Annotated in this window: 17 protein-coding genes; 14 read left to right on the top strand and 3 right to left on the bottom strand. The window is 73.6% G+C overall.

The window, feature by feature from the left end:
* The first annotated feature begins 27 nt into the window (after positions 1–27).
* The 4 genes from EV385_RS11850 to EV385_RS11835 all read left to right on the top strand — a co-directional run bounded on the left by EV385_RS11850 (position 28) and on the right by EV385_RS11835 (position 2665).
* Positions 28–504, top strand: coding sequence for a DUF3180 domain-containing protein (locus tag EV385_RS11850; protein ID WP_130513251.1), 477 nt, complete (start codon positions 28–30; stop codon positions 502–504).
* Positions 505–599: 95 nt separating this feature from the next.
* A complete protein-coding gene (locus EV385_RS11845) occupies positions 600–1724 on the top strand; it encodes an ABC transporter permease (protein WP_207229806.1) in 1125 nt (374 codons plus the stop codon).
* A gap of 57 nt (positions 1725–1781) precedes the next feature.
* Positions 1782–2072 (top strand): hypothetical protein, encoded by a 291-nt coding sequence (locus tag EV385_RS11840; protein WP_130509520.1) that lies wholly within the window; start codon positions 1782–1784, stop codon positions 2070–2072.
* Positions 2073–2173: 101 nt separating this feature from the next.
* Positions 2174–2665 carry a hypothetical protein gene (locus tag EV385_RS11835; protein WP_130509519.1) on the top strand — a complete coding sequence of 164 codons (492 nt, stop codon included), beginning with the start codon at positions 2174–2176 and terminating at the stop codon, positions 2663–2665.
* Here the strand turns inward: EV385_RS11835 and EV385_RS11830 are convergent.
* A complete protein-coding gene (locus EV385_RS11830; protein WP_130509518.1) occupies positions 2558–3682 on the bottom strand; it encodes an ABC transporter ATP-binding protein in 1125 nt (374 codons plus the stop codon). The two genes, EV385_RS11835 and EV385_RS11830, sit on opposite strands and share 108 nt — an antisense overlap.
* Before the next feature lie 44 nt (positions 3683–3726).
* Here EV385_RS11830 and EV385_RS11825 point away from each other — a divergent pair, with 44 nt between their 5' ends.
* The 4 genes from EV385_RS11825 (at position 3727) to EV385_RS11810 (ending at position 7495) form a co-directional block, all read left to right on the top strand.
* A complete protein-coding gene (locus EV385_RS11825; protein ID WP_130513250.1) occupies positions 3727–4413 on the top strand; it encodes an ABC transporter permease subunit in 687 nt (228 codons plus the stop codon).
* Positions 4410–5117 carry an ABC transporter permease gene (locus EV385_RS11820; protein WP_130509517.1) on the top strand — a complete coding sequence of 236 codons (708 nt, stop codon included), beginning with the start codon at positions 4410–4412 and terminating at the stop codon, positions 5115–5117. The genes EV385_RS11825 and EV385_RS11820 overlap by 4 nt, the downstream gene beginning before the upstream one ends.
* Before the next feature lie 200 nt (positions 5118–5317).
* On the top strand, positions 5318–6316 hold the full coding sequence (locus EV385_RS11815; RefSeq protein ID WP_130509516.1) for a glycine betaine ABC transporter substrate-binding protein: 999 nt from the start codon (positions 5318–5320) through the stop codon (positions 6314–6316).
* 99 nt (positions 6317–6415) lie between these two features.
* Complete coding sequence (locus EV385_RS11810) at positions 6416–7495, top strand: hypothetical protein (RefSeq protein WP_130509515.1); 1080 nt, start codon at positions 6416–6418, stop codon at positions 7493–7495.
* Between the two features lie 79 nt (positions 7496–7574).
* Here the strand turns inward: EV385_RS11810 and EV385_RS11805 are convergent, their stop codons facing one another.
* Together EV385_RS11805 and EV385_RS11800 are read right to left on the bottom strand one after the other, a co-directional pair.
* Entirely contained in the window at positions 7575–8699 is a 1125-nt protein-coding gene (locus EV385_RS11805; RefSeq protein ID WP_130513249.1) for an NADH-quinone oxidoreductase subunit D, read from the bottom strand.
* 195 nt (positions 8700–8894) lie between these two features.
* On the bottom strand, positions 8895–9857 hold the full coding sequence (locus EV385_RS11800) for an SAM-dependent methyltransferase (RefSeq protein ID WP_130513248.1): 963 nt from the start codon (positions 9855–9857) through the stop codon (positions 8895–8897).
* A 151-nt stretch (positions 9858–10008) separates the two neighbouring features.
* On the opposite strand from EV385_RS11800, the gene EV385_RS11795 reads away from it, so the two are divergent.
* The 6 genes from EV385_RS11795 (at position 10009) to nadC (ending at position 16279) form a co-directional block, all read left to right on the top strand.
* Positions 10009–10992: a Rossmann-like and DUF2520 domain-containing protein gene (locus EV385_RS11795; RefSeq protein WP_130509514.1), complete on the top strand. Its 984-nt coding sequence runs from the start codon at positions 10009–10011 to the stop codon at positions 10990–10992.
* Positions 10989–11822, top strand: a complete 834-nt coding sequence (gene panC, locus EV385_RS11790; protein ID WP_130509513.1) for a pantoate--beta-alanine ligase — start codon at positions 10989–10991, stop codon at positions 11820–11822. The genes EV385_RS11795 and panC overlap by 4 nt, the downstream gene beginning before the upstream one ends.
* Positions 11822–12250 (top strand): aspartate 1-decarboxylase, encoded by a 429-nt coding sequence (gene panD, locus EV385_RS11785; protein ID WP_130513247.1) that lies wholly within the window; start codon positions 11822–11824, stop codon positions 12248–12250. Before panC ends, panD begins: the two co-directional genes overlap by 1 nt.
* Positions 12251–12706: 456 nt before the next feature.
* Positions 12707–13618 (top strand): septum formation family protein, encoded by a 912-nt coding sequence (locus EV385_RS11780; protein WP_130509512.1) that lies wholly within the window; start codon positions 12707–12709, stop codon positions 13616–13618.
* Between the two features lie 61 nt (positions 13619–13679).
* Complete coding sequence (locus tag EV385_RS11775) at positions 13680–15326, top strand: L-aspartate oxidase (protein WP_130509511.1); 1647 nt, start codon at positions 13680–13682, stop codon at positions 15324–15326.
* Positions 15327–15424: 98 nt separating this feature from the next.
* Positions 15425–16279, top strand: a complete 855-nt coding sequence (gene nadC, locus EV385_RS11770; RefSeq protein ID WP_242625279.1) for a carboxylating nicotinate-nucleotide diphosphorylase — start codon at positions 15425–15427, stop codon at positions 16277–16279.
* The last annotated feature ends 1 nt before the right edge of the window (position 16280 follow it).

Here is a 16280-nt window from a genome sequence, read left to right as displayed (position 1 = left end):
CCCGGCGGTGACCGGCACCCTCCCACGATGCGGCCGACCAACCCGTCGGTGCTGGTGGTCGCGGCGCTGGGCGCCGCGGCGTTCGGTTGGCTGCTGCTGAGCACCCTGTACTGGCGGATGCCGCCGCTGCCGTGGCCGCCCATCATCGTGCTGGCCGCGCTGGCGGTGGCCGAGTTCCTGCTCGCGCAGAACACCCGGGCCCGGATCCAGCACCGCCGCGGCGCCCTGCCGGTCGACGCGCTCGCGGTCGCCCGGTACGCCGTGCTGGCCAAGGCGTCGTCGCTGGCCGGGGCGCTGTCCGCCGGGTTCTCCGCGGGCCTGCTCTCCTGGCTGGCCCTGGACCCGACGCACGCCGCCCAGCAGGACATCCCGGCAGCGATCGGCGGCGTGGTCTCCGCGCTCGCGCTGGTCGGTGCGGCACTCTGGCTGGAACGGGCGTGTCGGGTGCCCCCATCTGACCGGAAGGATGAGGACGACTCCGACAAGAGTCCGGGACGTCGCTGACGGGTGTCCAATTGGCCTTGAACCCGGGTACGGGTGCCTCCGTATCCTGAGCCGGGGAGGCCCCGGCCGCCTTGACCACACCAGGAGGGGCGGACATGGCATACGACGACGTCGCCTTCGGCCGACCGGCCGGACCGGACGATGACGGTGGCCGCGACCGGCTCGGCGTGCACCTCGGCTGGGAGATCGTCCTGCTGCTCGGTGCCGCCGCGCTCGGCTTCCTGCTGTACCGGTTCGACCCCGCCAGCCTGCGCCGCCCGGCCCTGGACACGCTGCTGATCACGGCCACCGCGATCGGCCTGCTCACGCTCGGCGCCGGCCTCACCCTGCGGGCCGGGGTGCCGAACCTGGCGGTCGGGCCGATCGCGCTCGCCGCATCGCTGCATTTCGCCGAGAACGGCGACCGCGGCCTGCTCAAGGCCGCCCTGCCCGCCCTCGTGATCGCGGCGGGCGGCGCCGTGGTGATCGCCGTGCTCATTCTCGCCCTGCACGTCCCCGGCTGGGTGGCCACGCTCGGCGCCGGGATTGGCGTCATCGTGTACGACCAGCTCCGCACCGCACCGGTCGCCGTGCAGGGCGGATACGACCCGTCCAACCAGGCGTTCTTCCTGTTCGGCGGCTTCGCGCTGCTGGCGGTCGTCGGCGGCGCGGTGGGCGTGCTGGATTCGGTACGCCGCAAGCTGGGCGCGATGCGCCAGCCCACCGATCCGGCCCGGCGCCGTACCGGGGTGGCCCTGCCGGTGCTCGCCTCGCTCATCGCGTCCTCGGTGTTCGCGGTGGCGGCGGGAATCCTGCTGGCCGCCCAGTCCGCCCGGCCGATCGTGCCCGGCACCGGCCTGGAGTGGACCGGCATCGCGCTGGGCACCGCCCTGGTCGCGGGCACCAGCGCGTTCGGGCGCCGTGGCGGCGTCTTCGGGACCCTGCTGGCCGTGGTCGCGATGACCTTGTTCCTGGACTACGCCGGGCGGCGCGGCTTCGACATCGCGCTGTTCGCCACGGCCGCGTGCACCATCGGCGGCGGGCTGATCGTCACCCGGCTCATCGAGACGTACGGCCGGACCCTGACGGTGGCGGACGCGGAGCCGGACTGGCAGCCCGACCCGCCCGCCGAGACCGCCGCCTGGCGCGCCGACCTGCCGGAGACCTGGTCGTCGTCCGGGGTCGGCGCCCAGCGCCGCGGCGAGCGGTGGGACGACGGCCCGTGGGGCAGCGGCCGCTGAACGGTGGCGCGGGCGTCTTCGGGGCGTCCGGTCGGACCCGGGACCTATGCTGACTCCATGACCGATGCCACCTTCGCCGAGCTGGACGCCATGTCGACGGAGCAGCTGCGCGAGCGCGCCTTCGCCCGGGCCAAGGAGAGCCGCGACGTCAAGTTCTTCTGGTCGATCCTGAAGCACCTGCCGGACTCCGACGAGGCGTCCGGGCTCGACGGCGCCCCGAATTCGGTCGGGCCGACGATCGACGAGGCGCACGCCCTCTGGCGGGAGCTGACCGGTCACGGCGCCGGGTACGGCGAGCACGAGCCGCTGCTGCGGGCGGCCTTCATCGACTACCTGCAAAAGCACTGAACATACTGCGAAAGCGCTGAACAACACCTGAACGCGTACATTCACGGGCATTGCCCGCCGGTGCGTTTGGCCGGCGGAATCCGTTGGGAATCAACGCGTCCATGCCCCTCGGAAATCGCTATCGAACCGCGCCTGGTGCGGGCACCCTCGCCGCACTCCTCCTTGTCCTGATCTTCGGCAGCCCGTTCTACGCGGACTGGGCGCAGAAGAACACCGATCCCGACACCGCCGGCGGCTGGTGGCTGCGGCTGCTGGCCTGGCCGCACTGGCGGTTCAGCTCCAGCGACTCCGTCCGCGAGGTCGTCGCCGCCGATCTCAAGGCGATCCTGCTGGTCGTCCTGACCGCGCTCTTCCTGATTCTGCTGCCCGGCTCGCAGCTGGCCCGGGCCCGCGGCACGATCAGCCAGTTCTTCGCGGGCTGGGCGGCGTACATCTTCGCGGGTGGTTTCGCCGCGCTGCTGACCACGCTGATCCTGGCGAATCCATCACTGCTCGGGGCGTTTCGGGCCGCCGGCGAGGGGGCCACGTACGGCCTGTTCGTCGGATGGATCATCGGCATCGCCACGCTGGGCGGCCGCCGCGGCGTCGGCTGACACCCCGGCGTGCCGGTCGCGGGGCTGGCCGTCGGGGGGCGCGAAGATCGCTGAGCGGGACACCGTACCGATCGGCTGGCCGTCGGTGGTGACCACGACGTTGAGCGCGTCGCCGGTCAGCATCGCGGCCAGCGCGTCGTACATCGTCCCCGAGTCCGCGACCGAGGGCAGCCGCTCGATGTCCTCGGTCCCGGCGAGGGGACGCAGCGCGTCGCGCAGCCGGGTGACGGCGAGGCGGCGGATACCGCGGTCCGCCCCGACGAAGCGGGCCACCGCCTCGGACGCCGGGGCGCTGAGCACCTCGGCGGGTGGCGCGTACTGCAGCAGGCGGCCGCCCTCGGCCAGCACCGCGATCCGGTCACCCAGCCGTACCGCCTCGTCGATGTCGTGGGTGACCAGCACGATCGTCTTGCGGACCGCGGCCTGCAACCGCAGGAACTCCTCCTGCAGCCGGCCCCGCACGATCGGGTCCACCGCCGAGAACGGCTCGTCCATGAGCAGCACGACCGGGTCGGCGGCCAACGCCCGGGCGACACCCACCCGCTGCCGCTGGCCGCCCGACAGCTCGTGCGGGTAGCGGTCGCCGTGCCGGGCCGGGTCCAGCCCCACCATCTCCAGCAGCTCGTCGGCCCGCGCGCGGATCTGCTTGCGGTCGGCGCCGCGCAGCCGCGGCACGGTGCCGACATTGGTACGGATGGTCTGGTGCGGGAACAGCCCGACGTCCTGGATGACGTACCCGATGCGGCGGCGCAGCTCCACCGGATCGCGCTCGGCGATGTCCTGGCCGTCCAGCAGGATCCGGCCCTTGGACGGCTCGACGAGCCGGTTCAGCATGCGCAGGACGGTGGACTTTCCGCACCCGGACGGGCCGATCAGGACGGCCAGTTCTCCCGCGCGTACCTCCAGACTCAGGTCGCCGACCGCGACCGTGCCGTCCGGATAGACCTTGCCCACGTGCTCCACGGTGATCGGGGCCGCGCCGTGCCCGGCGCCGGGACTGTCCGGGGTAGCGTCCACGTGTGTCCTTCCTGTCCTGGGTGCCCGGGCCGGTGCCGGTTCGGCTGCTGGCCGTGCCGGCCGATGCCCGGCCGGGCAATCCGTGGTTCTCCTGGACCTACGTCCACGAGAATGCCGACACCATTCTGGAGAAGCTCGCGTTTCACGCCGGCCTCACCGCCCGCGCCGTGCTCATCGCCCTGGTCGTGGCCGTGCCGCTGGCGGTCGTCGCCTACTGGTGGCGGCCACTGACCGCGCCGATTCTCGCACTGTCCAGTGTGCTGTACACGATTCCCTCGCTGGCCCTGCTCGCGCTGGTCGCACCCGCGGTGGGCACCACCAGGGACCTCTCCGTGCTCATCGCGCTCGTCCTGTACGCACTGCTCGTGCTGGTCCGCAACACCCTGGCCGGTCTCGTCCAGGTCCCCGGGCCGGTACGCGACGCGGCCGCCGGAATGGGGTACGGGCGGCTGAGCCGCCTCTGGCGCATCGAGCTGCCGCTGGCCCTGCCCGCGCTGCTCACCGGGCTGCGCCTGGCCACGGTGTCGACCGTGGCGCTGGTGACGATCGGGGCCATGATCGGCAACGGCGGGCTCGGCGACCTCATCCTCGGCGGCTTCAACCACAACTTCTACCGGGCCGAGATCATCACCGGCACGGTGCTCTGCGTGGTCCTGGCCCTGCTGCTGGACCTGCTGCTGGCCGGGCTGGGCTGGCTGCTCACCCCGTGGACGCGGGGACGCCGGTCGTGAACTACCTCTCCGACGGCCTGGTCTGGCTCAACGACCCGCTCAACTGGATCAACCCCGGCGGGCTGCTCGACCGGCTGCGCGAGCATCTCGTGATCTGCGCGTGGGCGGTGCTGATGGGCTGCCTGGTCGGCTGGCCGCTGGGCATCTGGCTGGGCCACCGCGGCAAGGGCGGGGGACCGGTGGTCGTGCTGGCCAACCTCACGCTGGCCATCCCGACCCTGGCGCTGCTGACCATCCTGCCGCTGACCCCGCTCGGCTTCGGCCAACTGCCGGTCGTGGTCGCGCTCACCGTCTTCGCGGTCCCGCCGCTGCTGGCGAACGCGTACACGGGGGTGCGGGAGGTCGATCCGGGGATCCGGGACGCGGCGCGCGGGATGGGGTTGTCCGGCGGGCAACTGCTGCGGCAGGTGGAACTGCCCCTGGCGGTGCCGTACCTGGCGGCGGGGCTGCGTACGGCGGCGGTTCAGGTGGTGGCCACGGCCGCGCTGGCCGCGTTCGTGAACGGCGGTGGGCTCGGGCAGGTCATCAGCGCCGGGTTCGGGATCGGCATGAGCAACGGCGGCGGCGGGCAGATCGTCGCGGGCGGCCTGGTGGTGGCGGCGCTGGCCCTGACGGTGGAGGCGGTGCTGGCGGGGGTGCAGTGGCTGGTCACCCCGCGCGGTCTGCGGACCCGGGCGCGTCCCGGGGCGTCCACCGTCGTGTGATCCGCCAGGGGCGGTGATCGGCCCCGGGTAACGCTTTGGCAACGCCCGTCGTGCGGGCGCGGAGCTTGTCGTACCCCCGAGGTGGGATGGGAAGTGCCGCACGCGGGTGCGGCTGACCATCACGCGGGCATCGGATACCAACCGCCCGTCGGACACGCGGCACGGCCCAGGGCCCGTGCCGGGACACAGAAGGCGGCACCATGCGTCGACACCTGCTCACGATGACCGGCTGCCTCGCGGCCGCGGTCGTCGTCCTTTCCGGTTGCGGCCAGGCCGGCTCGTCCGGCACCGCCGCCCCGCCCAGCGCCGCCGCCGGCGCCGGATGCGCCCCGGTCGCCGGGGACAAGTTGGTCGTCCTCGCGGACGACAAGCACCTGCAGAACACGGACAACGTCGTCCCCGCGGTCCACAAGGCATCGTCGTCGCCGCAGCTGATCGCGGCGCTCGACAAGGTGTCGGCCGCGCTCGACACCCCGAAGCTCATCGAGCTGAACAAGGCGGTCGACGTGGACCGCAAGTCTTCCAAGACCGTGGCGCAGGAGTTCGCCACGGCGAACAATCTGACCGCGGGCATCGCCAAGGGCCCCGGCGGCACGATCCGGGTCGGCGCGGCGAACTTCGCCGAGAGCGCCACCCTCGGCGAGCTGTACAACATCGTGCTCACCGCCGCCGGCTACACGGTCAAGGTGCAGCAGATCGGCAACCGCGAACTGTACGAGCCCGCCCTGGAGAAGGGCGAGATCGACGTCGTGCCGGAGTACGCGGCAACCCTCGCCACCTTCCTCAGCGGCAAGGTGGAGGGCAAGAACGCCAAGGACCCGTCCTCGCCGGACCTGAACACCACCATGGCCAACCTCACCTCGCTGGGCGGCAAGGTGGGCCTGGTCTTCGGCACACCGTCGGCCGCTCAGGACCAGAACGCGTTCGCGGTGACCCAGGGCTTCGCCGACAAGTACGGCATCACGACGCTGTCCGACCTCGCCGGCAAGTGTTCCGGGACGGCCACCATCCTCGGCGGACCGCCCGAATGCCCGCAGCGGCCCAAGTGCCAGCCCGGGCTGGCGGAAACGTACAACTTCCAGGCGGGCAAGTTCACCTCACTGGACGCGGGTGGGCCGCTCACCAAGTCGGCCCTGAAGCAGGGCACGATCAGCGTGGGCCTGGTGTTCAGCTCCGACGCGGCGCTGGCGGCGGGCTGACGGTCGCCGGTCGGATGTCCCTGGCGCGCCCGTCGCGGCGTGCCAGGGGCCCATCCGACCGTTTCGTACCGGCCCCGCCGGTGGGTACGATCTGCCACCATGCCGGACCGGGAACCGCACCAGGAACACCGTGAGGGGCACAGTGCCCGGCTGCCGCGCCTTCTCGTCTGGGCCGGTGCCGGGCTCGCCCCCGCGGCGGCGACCGTGGCACTGCTCGGCGGTGACTCGTCGATGCGCGTCGCGGTGCTGCTCCTCGCGGTCTGTGTCGTGCTGATCGGAGCCTCGCTGCTGATCCGCAGCGATCCGGTGCTCCTGCGGATGGATGTCGAGGACCGCGTCGCCGCCGAGGTCGAGACCCTGCGCGAGCAGTTGCGGGCCGAGGTCGCCGCGGCGGCCCGGGTCACGCATCACCACGTGCAGACCCTGCAGGACGAGCTCGGCCAGTTGCGTGGCGCCGCCTGGGCCGAGCCCGGCACCACCACGGGCGGCCGCGCGTCCGTACCCGCCGCCGTGCCACACCCGGCGGCTGGGCCAACCGGCTCGGCCCCGGTGCCGCACGGCGTAACCGGGTCAGCCGGGGGCGGCATGGTGCCGCACGGCGCGACCGGGCCGACCGGGGGCGGCATGGTGCCGCACGGCGCGACCGGGCCGACCGGGGGCGGCGTGGTGCCGCACGGCGCGACCGGGCCGGCCGGGGGCGGCGTGGTGCCGCAAAGGGCGGCCGTGGCTCGGTCCGGGCTGCCCCGGCCGCGCGGCCCGGTGCCCGGGCCGCCGCCGTCGGTCGCCCGCCCGCCGAGAAACCCGCCCATCGTCGCGTTGCCGCCCGCCGGGCCACTGCCTGCCGGGCCACTGCCTGCTGGGCCCTCGCCTGGTGGACGACTGCCTGCCGGGCCTTTGGCTGCCGGGCCTTTGGCTGCCGGGCCAATGGCCTCCCCGTCGCCGGGCGTACCGGCGGAAGGGGGCGGCAAACGCCGGGCCGACATCACCGCCGTGGACCTCGGCTACACAGGACGCCGGACCCGCCCCGACGACACCCACGAGGAATTCGACTACGGCCCCGAGCCCGGACATCCCGGCTACGGCGTGACCGCGCCCGACCCGTACGACGCGGACCCGCTGGCCGATGAGTACGACTGGCGTCAGCCCTCCGGAAACTGGGACCAGCGCGGCCGCTGGTGACACCGTCCAGCTCGCCTTGAACCGGGACCTCGAAGAGTTGTGGTCAGGAGCTGACCGGAACTCTTCAAGATCAGGCGGGCTATTTGTCGATGTCGCCGACCACGAAGAACATCGAGCCGAGAATGGCGATCAGATCGGGCACCAGGCAGCCCGGGATCAGCGTGGCCAGCGCCTGCACATTCGCGTACGAGGCGGTGCGCAGCTTCATCCGCCACGGCGTCTTCTCGCCGCGCGACACCAGGTAGTACCCGTTGATGCCGAGCGGGTTCTCGGTCCACGCGTACGTGTGCCCCTCGGGTGCCTTGACCACCTTCGGGAGCCGGACGTTGACCGGCCCGCTGAGCTGGTCGACCCGGTCAAGGCACTGCTCGGCGAGCGTCAGCGACACGTACACCTGGTCCAGCAGCACCTCGAAGCGGGCGTGGCAGTCACCGGCCGTCCGGGTCACCACGGGCACGTCCAGCTGGTCGTACGCGAGGTACGGCTCGTCGCGGCGCAGGTCGATGTCGAGCCCGCTGGCCCGCGCGACCGGCCCGGAGGCCCCGTACGCGGCGGCCTGCTCGGCGGTCAGCACGCCCACCCCGACCGTCCGAGCCAGGAAGATGTCGTTGTTCCGGATCAGCCGGTCGAGGTCCGGCATCCGGGACCGGACCTGCGCGATGGCCTCCCGGGCCCGCCGCGTCCAGCCCGCGGGCACCTCCTCCTTCAGGCCGCCGACCCGGTTGAACATGTAGTGGATGCGCCCGCCGGAGACCTCCTCCAGCACCGTCTGCAGCGTCTCCCGTTCCCGGAAGGCGTAGAAGATGGGGGTGATCGCGCCGATCTCCAGCGGGTACGAGCCGAGGAACATCAGGTGGTTGAGAACCCGGTTCAGCTCGGCCAGCGCCATCCGCAGCCAGACCGCGCGCTCGGGCACCTCGATGCCCATCAGCCGCTCGACCGCCAGCACCACGCCCAGCTCGTTGGCGAAGGCGGACAGCCAGTCGTGCCGGTTCGCCAGCACGATGATCTGGCGGTAGTCGCGTACCTCGAACAGCTTCTCGGCGCCCCGGTGCATGTAGCCGACGATCGGCTCGCAGGCCACCACCCGTTCCCCGTCGACCGTGAGCCGTAGCCGCAGCACGCCGTGCGTGGACGGGTGCTGGGGCCCGATGTTGAGCACCATGTCGGCCGTGTCGAGTCCGGCGCCGGTCCCGACGGTCATCTCGCGCAGATCGCTGCTCACGATCTCCGATCGTAGGGGTCCGCCCACCGGCGGGCCGTGCGCGGGCGCGCGCCCCGCCGCCACGATCCCCCGCCCCTACCCGCTACCGCACGTGCGCGGGCAGCAGGGAAATCCGACTCGATGACGACTCTTGGAAGCCACCGGCCCCCGGAAGGGCCCCGCCGGGCTGTCCGGTCACCGTTGGGGGAGGGGCGGGTCCATGCCGATGCCGTGCAGCAGCCACCAGTGCCCGCCGAGTCCGGCCGCGTCGGTGAGTTCGGCTGCCGCGCCTGCCCGGCTCAGCGCCCGCAGGTAGCCCGCCGGGTCCGTGCCCGCCTGGTCGAGCGGCGGGCGGGCGGCGGACACCCCCAGGGCGTGCAGCGCCGCCCGCTGCCGCAGCAACACGTACGGGCTGCCGGTTGCGGTCGCGGCCGCGTCCACGGCCACGTGCGCGGTGACGTCACAGCCGCCATCCGGTACGGGCGGCACCTGGCGTCCCGCCCGGAAACCGGTGAGGGTGCCGAGCACCGGCCGGTCGTCGCGGACGTGCCCGTAGTCGACCGCGAGCGCGCACCCGCGCCGGACCGCGGACACGGCGTCCGCCCAGGCGACGTCGCGGGGCCAGCCGATCTCGGCCCGCTCCCCGGGCGACCGCACCGGCCACCACCGGGCCAGCCAGAACGCGTCCGCAGCGTCCACGGGCCCGCCCAGCGACTCGGCGCCGGTGTACGGCTCGACCAGGACCCGGCGTACCCGGCCGTCCCGGTCGGCCTCGGCCACGTCGAGCGGAACGTTGTCCAGCCACTCCGTGCCCAGCAGCACGCCCACGATCCCGTCCGGGACGTCGCGCCGCCACCCGATCGAGGCGTCCAGGCCGGGCGGCCGTGGCGCCGCCTCGACCCCGGTCAGCCGGGCCCGCGAGCCGAGCGACTCGGCCAGCAGCGGGTGCAGCGCGGTGAGCAGTTCACCGCGTCCGGCCCCCACGTCCACGACGTCGAACCGGGGCGGGTGGCGCAGCGCGGCGTCGACCTTGCCGATCAGGTGGTGCAACGCACTTGTGAACAGCGGGGAGGCGTGCACGCTGGTCCGGAAGTGCCCGGCCGGGCCGGCGGCGCCGCTGGTGAAGAAGCCGGACTCGCCGTACAGGGCGTCCTGCATCGCCGTACGCCATCCGACCCGCCGCCCCGTCACACCGCCACCCTAGGTTGAGGTCGGGTGCCGTTGTTCACAGGTGGTTGTCACCGGTGTGTTACGTCGGCGCATACTTCTCCTCGACCGGTACCCCAATCGCTGAGGACTGGATCCCACCATGAGCGCAGTGCCGCGCGCCCGAGACCGGGCCGAACCGCTGGTCGTCGGCGTTGTTGGCGCCGGGCGGGTGGGCGCCGTCCTGGGCGCGGCCCTGGCCGCCGCGGGCCACCGGGTGGTCGCCGCCGCCGGGGTCTCCACGGCCTCCCGCGACCGCATCGCCCGGCTGTTGCCGCAGGCCGCCGTGCTCCCCGCTGACGAGGTCGCCCGCGCCGCGACCGATCTGCTGCTGCTGGCCGTCCCCGATGACGCCCTCGCCGGGGTGGTGTCCGGGCTGCGGGCGACCGGGGCCCAGCCCGAGGGCCAGATCGTGGCGCACACCTCCGGTGCGCACGGTGTCGCCGTCCTGGGGGCGACCGCCGGGTTCGCGCTGCACCCCGCCATGACCTTCACCGGCGAGCCCGCCGACCTGGACCGGTTGCCCGGCACCGCGTACGGTCTGACCGCACCGGCGCCGCTGCGCGCGTTCGCCGCCCGGCTGGTCACGGACCTGGGCGGGGTGCCGGAGTGGGTCGCCGAGGAGGCCCGGCCGGTGTACCACGCCGCCCTGGCGCACGGCGCGAACCATCTGGTCACCCTCGTCAACGAGGCCGCCGGCCTGCTGCGCGCGGCCGGGGTCGGCCAGCCCGGCAGGGTGCTGGCGCCGCTGCTGCGCGCCGCGCTGGACAACGCGCTGCGGATGGGCGACGCGGCGCTGACCGGCCCGGTGTCGCGGGGCGACGCGGGCACCGTACGCAAGCATCTGGACCACATCCCGGCCGAGGCCGCGCCCGCCTACCTGGCGCTGGCCCGGCGCACCGCGGACCGGGCGATCGCGGCGGGCCGTCTCCGCCCGCAGGACGCGATCGCCCTGCTGGACGTCCTGGCCCACGCGGCAAGCGCGGAGATCGGACCGACCCGGGCCGAAACCGTGGCGGCACAGGCCGAGGCCGACGCGGGACGGGTCGGGGTCGAGGCGGGACGAGCAGAGGAGGTCGCACCGTGACGGAGCTGGTGCACACCCGCGCCGAGCTGGAGGCAGCCCGCAAGGCGCTGCCCGGCACGGTCGCCGTGGTCATGACGATGGGCGCGCTGCACGAGGGGCATCGCGAGCTGATGCGGACCGCGCGGAGCAACGCCGACCACGTCATCGTGACGATCTTCGTGAACCCGCTGCAGTTCGGCCCGAACGAGGACTACGACCGCTACCCGCGCACGCTCGACGCCGACCTGGAGGCGTGCCGCGCCGAGGGGGTCGACCTGGTGTTCGCCCCGGCCCGCGAGGAGATGTACCCCGGCGGCCAGCCGTCCGTGACCCTGGAGGCGGGCCCGCTCGGCACGATCCTGGAGGGCGCCAGCCGCCCCGGCCACTTCGCCGGGATGCTCACGGTGGTCTGCAAGCTGCTCCTGCTGACCCGGGCCCACCTGGCTTTCTTCGGCGAGAAGGACTACCAGCAGCTCGCGCTGATCACCCGCATGGTCCGCGACCTCGACATCGCCGTCGACATCCGCGGGGTGCCGACCGTCCGCGAGCCCGACGGCCTCGCGCTGTCCAGCCGCAACCGCTACCTCTCGGCCGAGCAGCGTGCGGCCGCGCTCGCGCTCTCGCGCGCGCTGCGGGCCGGCGCCGCGCACACCGAGGCCGAGGCCGCACTCGCTGCGGCGACGGCGATCCTGGCCAACAGTACGGGCGTACAGCTCGACTATCTTGCCCTCACCGACCCGGAGCTGGGGCCCGCCCCGGCGCACGGACCAGCCCGGCTGCTCGTGGCAGCCCGGGTAGGCAACACCCGCCTGATCGACAACGTTCCGCTCCAGCTGGAGATTGCCGCATGATGCTGCGCACGATGCTCAAGTCGAAGATCCACCGGGCCACCGTGACCCAGGCCGACCTGCATTACGTCGGCTCGGTGACCGTGGATGCCGACCTGCTGGACGCGGCCGACCTGCTCCCCGGTGAGCAGGTCGCGATCGTGGACGTGACCAACGGGGCGCGCCTGGAGACGTACGTGATCCCGGGCGAGCGCGGCACCGGCGTGATCGGCATCAACGGCGCCGCCGCCCACCTGGTGCACCCCGGCGACCTGGTCATCCTGATCTCGTACGGGCAGATGGACACGGAGGCGGCCCGGGCCTACGAGCCGCGGATCGTGCACGTCGACGCGCAGAACAAGATCATCTCTCTGGACGCCGACCCGGCGGCCGCGGTGCCCGGCATGGCCGACGACCTGGTCCGCGGCGACCTCACCCTGTCCCGCGCCTGACCCGCCACCACCGGCGTTCTGCCCGCGCGCTTGGCTCGCCTCGTGCTGGCGGTGTGCCTGCGCGCCTGTCTCACGTCGTGCCGGTGGTCTGCCCGCGCGCCTGCCTCGGCAGGTGTCGGGGGTCTGCTGTGCGGCGGCTCGTCCTGATTCCCGGCTCATCTTCTGCCGACCTTGCAGACTTCCGGTCAGCGCCGGACCGGAACGCTTCAAGATCGCCAAGATCACCGCGCCCGTAGGGCACGACAGGGCCCGAGGGGAGAGCTGCCTGAGGGGGGAGCTGCCTGAGGGGGGAGCTGCCTGAGGGGGGAGCTGCCTGAGGGGGGAGCTGCCTGAGGGAGAGCTGCCCGGCGGTGGTGGGTGAGGCGTGGGCGCGCGACGTCGGGGGGATGCCGCCCTAGGATGAATGCCATATGATTGACAAAAGGGACAACTGTGGCGTTCGGGAGGCAGGGGTTCATGCGGCGCCGCCTTCGTACCCGCCTCGGCGGGCTGGCCGCCGTGGGCCTGGCCGTGCTGGCTCTCGGCGCGGGCTGTGGCCTGCCGGAGGGCGTTGACGGCAATCTCACGGACGACTGGGCCGCGATCGCGGCGCCCACGGGCTTCACCCCGGTCGCCGCGACCTGCCACGCCGCCGCGTACGCCCCGGTCGGGTCCCGCTCGGCCTACGAGCAGGTCGACTGCGCCGAGTCGCACCGCAGCGAGACCGTGTACGTCGGTACCTACCCCGACTCGGCGGCACCCCCGGAAGCCGCCTCCGCGGCGGCGCAGCAGGCGTACCGGACGTGTGACCTGAAGACCGCGCCGTACGTGGGCGGGCCCTGGCGTACCGCCCGCCTGTGGATCGGGGTCACCCACCCGTCCGCGGCCGCGTGGACGGGCGGCGCCCGCTGGTTCCGGTGCGAGCTGGCCGAGGTCAGCTCGGTCGAGGACGGCGGCGGGGCGGTCCCGCGCGTGGGCAGCCTCAAGGGCGCGCTGGCCCAGCCCGGCTCGCCGCTGCTGCTCACCTGCTACGCGGTCAAGCTGGACGCCGCCGGCGCGATCGACTCCATGCCGGCCGCGCCCTGTACGGCCAAGCACAACGCCGAATTCGTCGGGATCTGGAACGCGGGCACCCTGCCGTACCCGAAGACCGACGCCCAGTGGGCCAAGTTCCACTCCGGCTGCCGCTCCGTCATCGCCTCGTACGCGGGCGTGCCCAACGACGCGGACCAGCAGTACCGCACCGGTGTGGTGTCCCTGCCCGGCGGCGCGGACGTGTGGGCGCTCGGCGATCACGCGGTGCGCTGCTACGCGTGGGTGGACGGTGCCACGCTCACCTCGTCGGTGAAGGGCAGGGGCAACGCGGGCCTGCCGATCTTGTACAAGTAACTCCGAGCACTAATGTCGCCCCCGGCTCGATACTCCCGCACCGGCGAGGTTGACTGAGCAAATGTCGCATCAAGCGGATCTCCCGGCGCTGCCGCGCTGTCTCGCCGCCCCCGACCCGGGCTGGGCCGAGACCACCGACGTGGTGGTGGTCGGCTCCGGCGTGGCGGGCCTGACCGCCGCGCTGCACCTGCGCGAGGCCGGTCTGCACGTCACCGTCGTCACCAAGGTCAACATCGACGACGGCTCCACCCGCTGGGCCCAGGGCGGCATCGCGGCCGTGCTCGGCCCGCTGGACACCCCCGAGGCGCACGCGTTCGACACCGAGATCGCCGGGGTGGGGCTGTGCGACCCCGCCGCCGTCCGGGTGCTCGTCGAGGAGGGTCCCGCGCGGATCCGCGAGCTGATCCGGATGGGCGCCGCGTTCGACCGCAACGCCGACGGCTCGCTCATGCTGACCCGCGAGGGCGGGCACCGCGCGGACCGGATCGTGCACGCGGGCGGCGACGCGACCGGCGCCGAGGTGCAGCGCGCCCTGCATGCGGCGGTCCGCCGCGACCCGTGGATCCGGCTGGTCGAGCACGCGCTGGTGCTCGACCTGCTGCGCGCGGCCGACGGCCGCGCCTGCGGCATCACCCTGCACGTGCTCGGCGAGGGCAGCGAGGACGGCGTGGGCGCCATCCTGGCCCGCGCGGTCGTGCTGGCCACGGGCGGCATGGGCCAGGTGTACGCCTCCACCACCAACCCGTCGGTCTCCACCGGCGACGGGGTGGCCCTGGCGATGCGCGCGGGCGCCGAGGTCACCGACGTGGAGTTCGTGCAGTTCCACCCGACCTCGTTCATGACCGCCAGCATCACCTCGGTGCAGCGCCCGCTGATCTCCGAGGCGCTGCGCGGCGAGGGCGCCCACCTGGTCGACGAGTCCGGCACCCGGTTCATGGTCGGCCAGCACGAACTGGCCGAGCTGGCGCCGCGCGACGTGGTCGCCAAGGGCATCCACCGGGTGCTGCGCGCGACCGGCGCCGACCACGTCTACCTGGACGCCCGGCACCTGGGCAGGGAGTTCCTGGAGCAGCGGTTCCCGACGATCGTGGCCTCCACCCGGGCGGCCGGGGTCGACCCCGCGACCGACCTGATCCCGGTCGCACCCGCCGCCCACTACGCGTCCGGCGGGGTCCGCACGGATCTGCACGGCCGTACCTCCATCCCCGGCCTGTACGCCTGCGGCGAGGTCGCCTGCACCGGCGTGCACGGCGCGAACCGGCTGGCCAGCAACTCGCTGCTGGAGGGCCTGGTGTTCGCCCGCCGGATCGCCGACGAGCTGGGGCGCGACCTTCCCCCGCAGGCGGACCCCGTGCCGATCCCCGGCGCCCCGGGCTGGGTGGCCGCCCCGGCCGTGCGCGGCGAGCTCCAGCGCGCCATGACCCGCGGCGCCGGTGTCCTGCGCTCGGCCGACTCCCTCGCCGGCACGGCCAAGGAACTGTCCCGGCTCGCCGAGCAGCGCGGCACCCCCCGCAACGCGGCCTGGGAGGCGACGAACCTGCTCACGGTCGCCAGCGCGCTGGTGGCGTCCGCGACGGCTCGGCGGGAGACGCGGGGCTGCCACTGGCGTGAGGACTACCCGACCGCCGCCGACGAGTGGCGCGGGCACCTGCTGACCGCGATCGACGCGAGCGGCGCACTGACCCAGAACTTCGAGGAGATGGCATGACCGAGCGCACCGAGGGCCACGAGGGCATGCCGGGCAGGCAGAGCATGACCGAGCGCACCGAGGGCGGGTACAGCGTGACCGAGGGCGGGATCGTCGAGGTGGGGACCGGGCTGGACCCGGACGCGGTGGAGCGGATCGTGCGGGTCGCGCTCGCCGAGGATCTCGGGGATCCGCCGCTGGACGTCACGAGCGCCGCGACGATCCCGGCCGAGCAGGTGGACACGGCCGAGCTCGTCGCCCGCGCGCCGGGCGTCGTGGCGGGCCTCGGCGTGGCCGCCCGGGTCTTCGCGGTCACCTCCGGCGGCGCGGCGACCTTCACGCCGGTCGCCGCCGACGGTGACCGGGTGGTCCGCGGGGACGTGCTGGCCGTCATCACCGGCCCGACCCGGGCCCTGCTCACCGCCGAGCGCACCGCGCTGAACCTGCTGTGCCGGATGTCCGGGGTCGCCACGCACACCCGCCGGTGGGCGGACGCGCTGGCGGGCACGAAGGCGACCGTGCTGGACACCCGCAAGACCACCCCGGGCCTGCGGGCCCTGGAGAAGTACGCGGTCCGCGCGGGCGGCGGCACGAACAAGCGCATGGGCCTGTACGACGTCGCGATGATCAAGGACAACCACAAGCTGGCGGCGGGCAGCATCACGGCGGCCTACCGGGCGGTGCGGGCGGCGTTCCCCGAGGTCGCGGTGCAGGTGGAGGTCACCACGCTGGCCGAGGCCCGGGAGGCGGTGGAGGCGGGCGCCGACTTCCTGCTCTGCGACAACATGACGCCCGACCTGCTGCGCGAGGTGGTCGCCGCGGTGGGGGACCGGGCGGAGCTGGAGGCCACGGGGAACCTCACCCTGGAGACCGTCGACGCGTACGCCGCCACCGGCGTGGACTACCTCTCGGTAGGTGGTCTCACGCACTCCTCGCCGATCCTCGACGTCGCGCTGGACCTGCGGGCCCGGTGAG

The organism is Krasilnikovia cinnamomea (assembly GCF_004217545.1).
Lineage (GTDB): Bacteria > Actinomycetota > Actinomycetes > Mycobacteriales > Micromonosporaceae > Actinoplanes > Actinoplanes cinnamomeus.
The sequence above is the reverse complement of the archived record's forward strand: the minus strand, read 5'-3'. Positions and strand labels throughout refer to the sequence as shown.

What these genes read in the sequence shown, in the direction of transcription:
- EV385_RS11850 (WP_130513251.1), top strand. Translation starts at nt 28, where the DNA reads ATGCGGCCGACCAACCCGTCGGTGCTGGTGGTCGCGGCGCTGGGCGCC.
- EV385_RS11845 (WP_207229806.1), top strand. Translation starts at nt 600, where the DNA reads ATGGCATACGACGACGTCGCCTTCGGCCGACCGGCCGGACCGGACGAT.
- EV385_RS11840 (WP_130509520.1), top strand. Translation starts at nt 1,782, where the DNA reads ATGACCGATGCCACCTTCGCCGAGCTGGACGCCATGTCGACGGAGCAG.
- EV385_RS11835 (WP_130509519.1), top strand. Translation starts at nt 2,174, where the DNA reads ATGCCCCTCGGAAATCGCTATCGAACCGCGCCTGGTGCGGGCACCCTC.
- EV385_RS11815 (WP_130509516.1), top strand. Translation starts at nt 5,318, where the DNA reads ATGCGTCGACACCTGCTCACGATGACCGGCTGCCTCGCGGCCGCGGTC.
- EV385_RS11810 (WP_130509515.1), top strand. Translation starts at nt 6,416, where the DNA reads ATGCCGGACCGGGAACCGCACCAGGAACACCGTGAGGGGCACAGTGCC.
- EV385_RS11805 (WP_130513249.1), bottom strand. Translation starts at nt 8,699, where the DNA reads ATGACCGTCGGGACCGGCGCCGGACTCGACACGGCCGACATGGTGCTC.
- EV385_RS11800 (WP_130513248.1), bottom strand. Translation starts at nt 9,857, where the DNA reads ATGCAGGACGCCCTGTACGGCGAGTCCGGCTTCTTCACCAGCGGCGCC.
- EV385_RS11795 (WP_130509514.1), top strand. Translation starts at nt 10,009, where the DNA reads ATGAGCGCAGTGCCGCGCGCCCGAGACCGGGCCGAACCGCTGGTCGTC.
- panD (WP_130513247.1), top strand. Translation starts at nt 11,822, where the DNA reads ATGCTGCGCACGATGCTCAAGTCGAAGATCCACCGGGCCACCGTGACC.
- EV385_RS11780 (WP_130509512.1), top strand. Translation starts at nt 12,707, where the DNA reads ATGCGGCGCCGCCTTCGTACCCGCCTCGGCGGGCTGGCCGCCGTGGGC.
- EV385_RS11775 (WP_130509511.1), top strand. Translation starts at nt 13,680, where the DNA reads ATGTCGCATCAAGCGGATCTCCCGGCGCTGCCGCGCTGTCTCGCCGCC.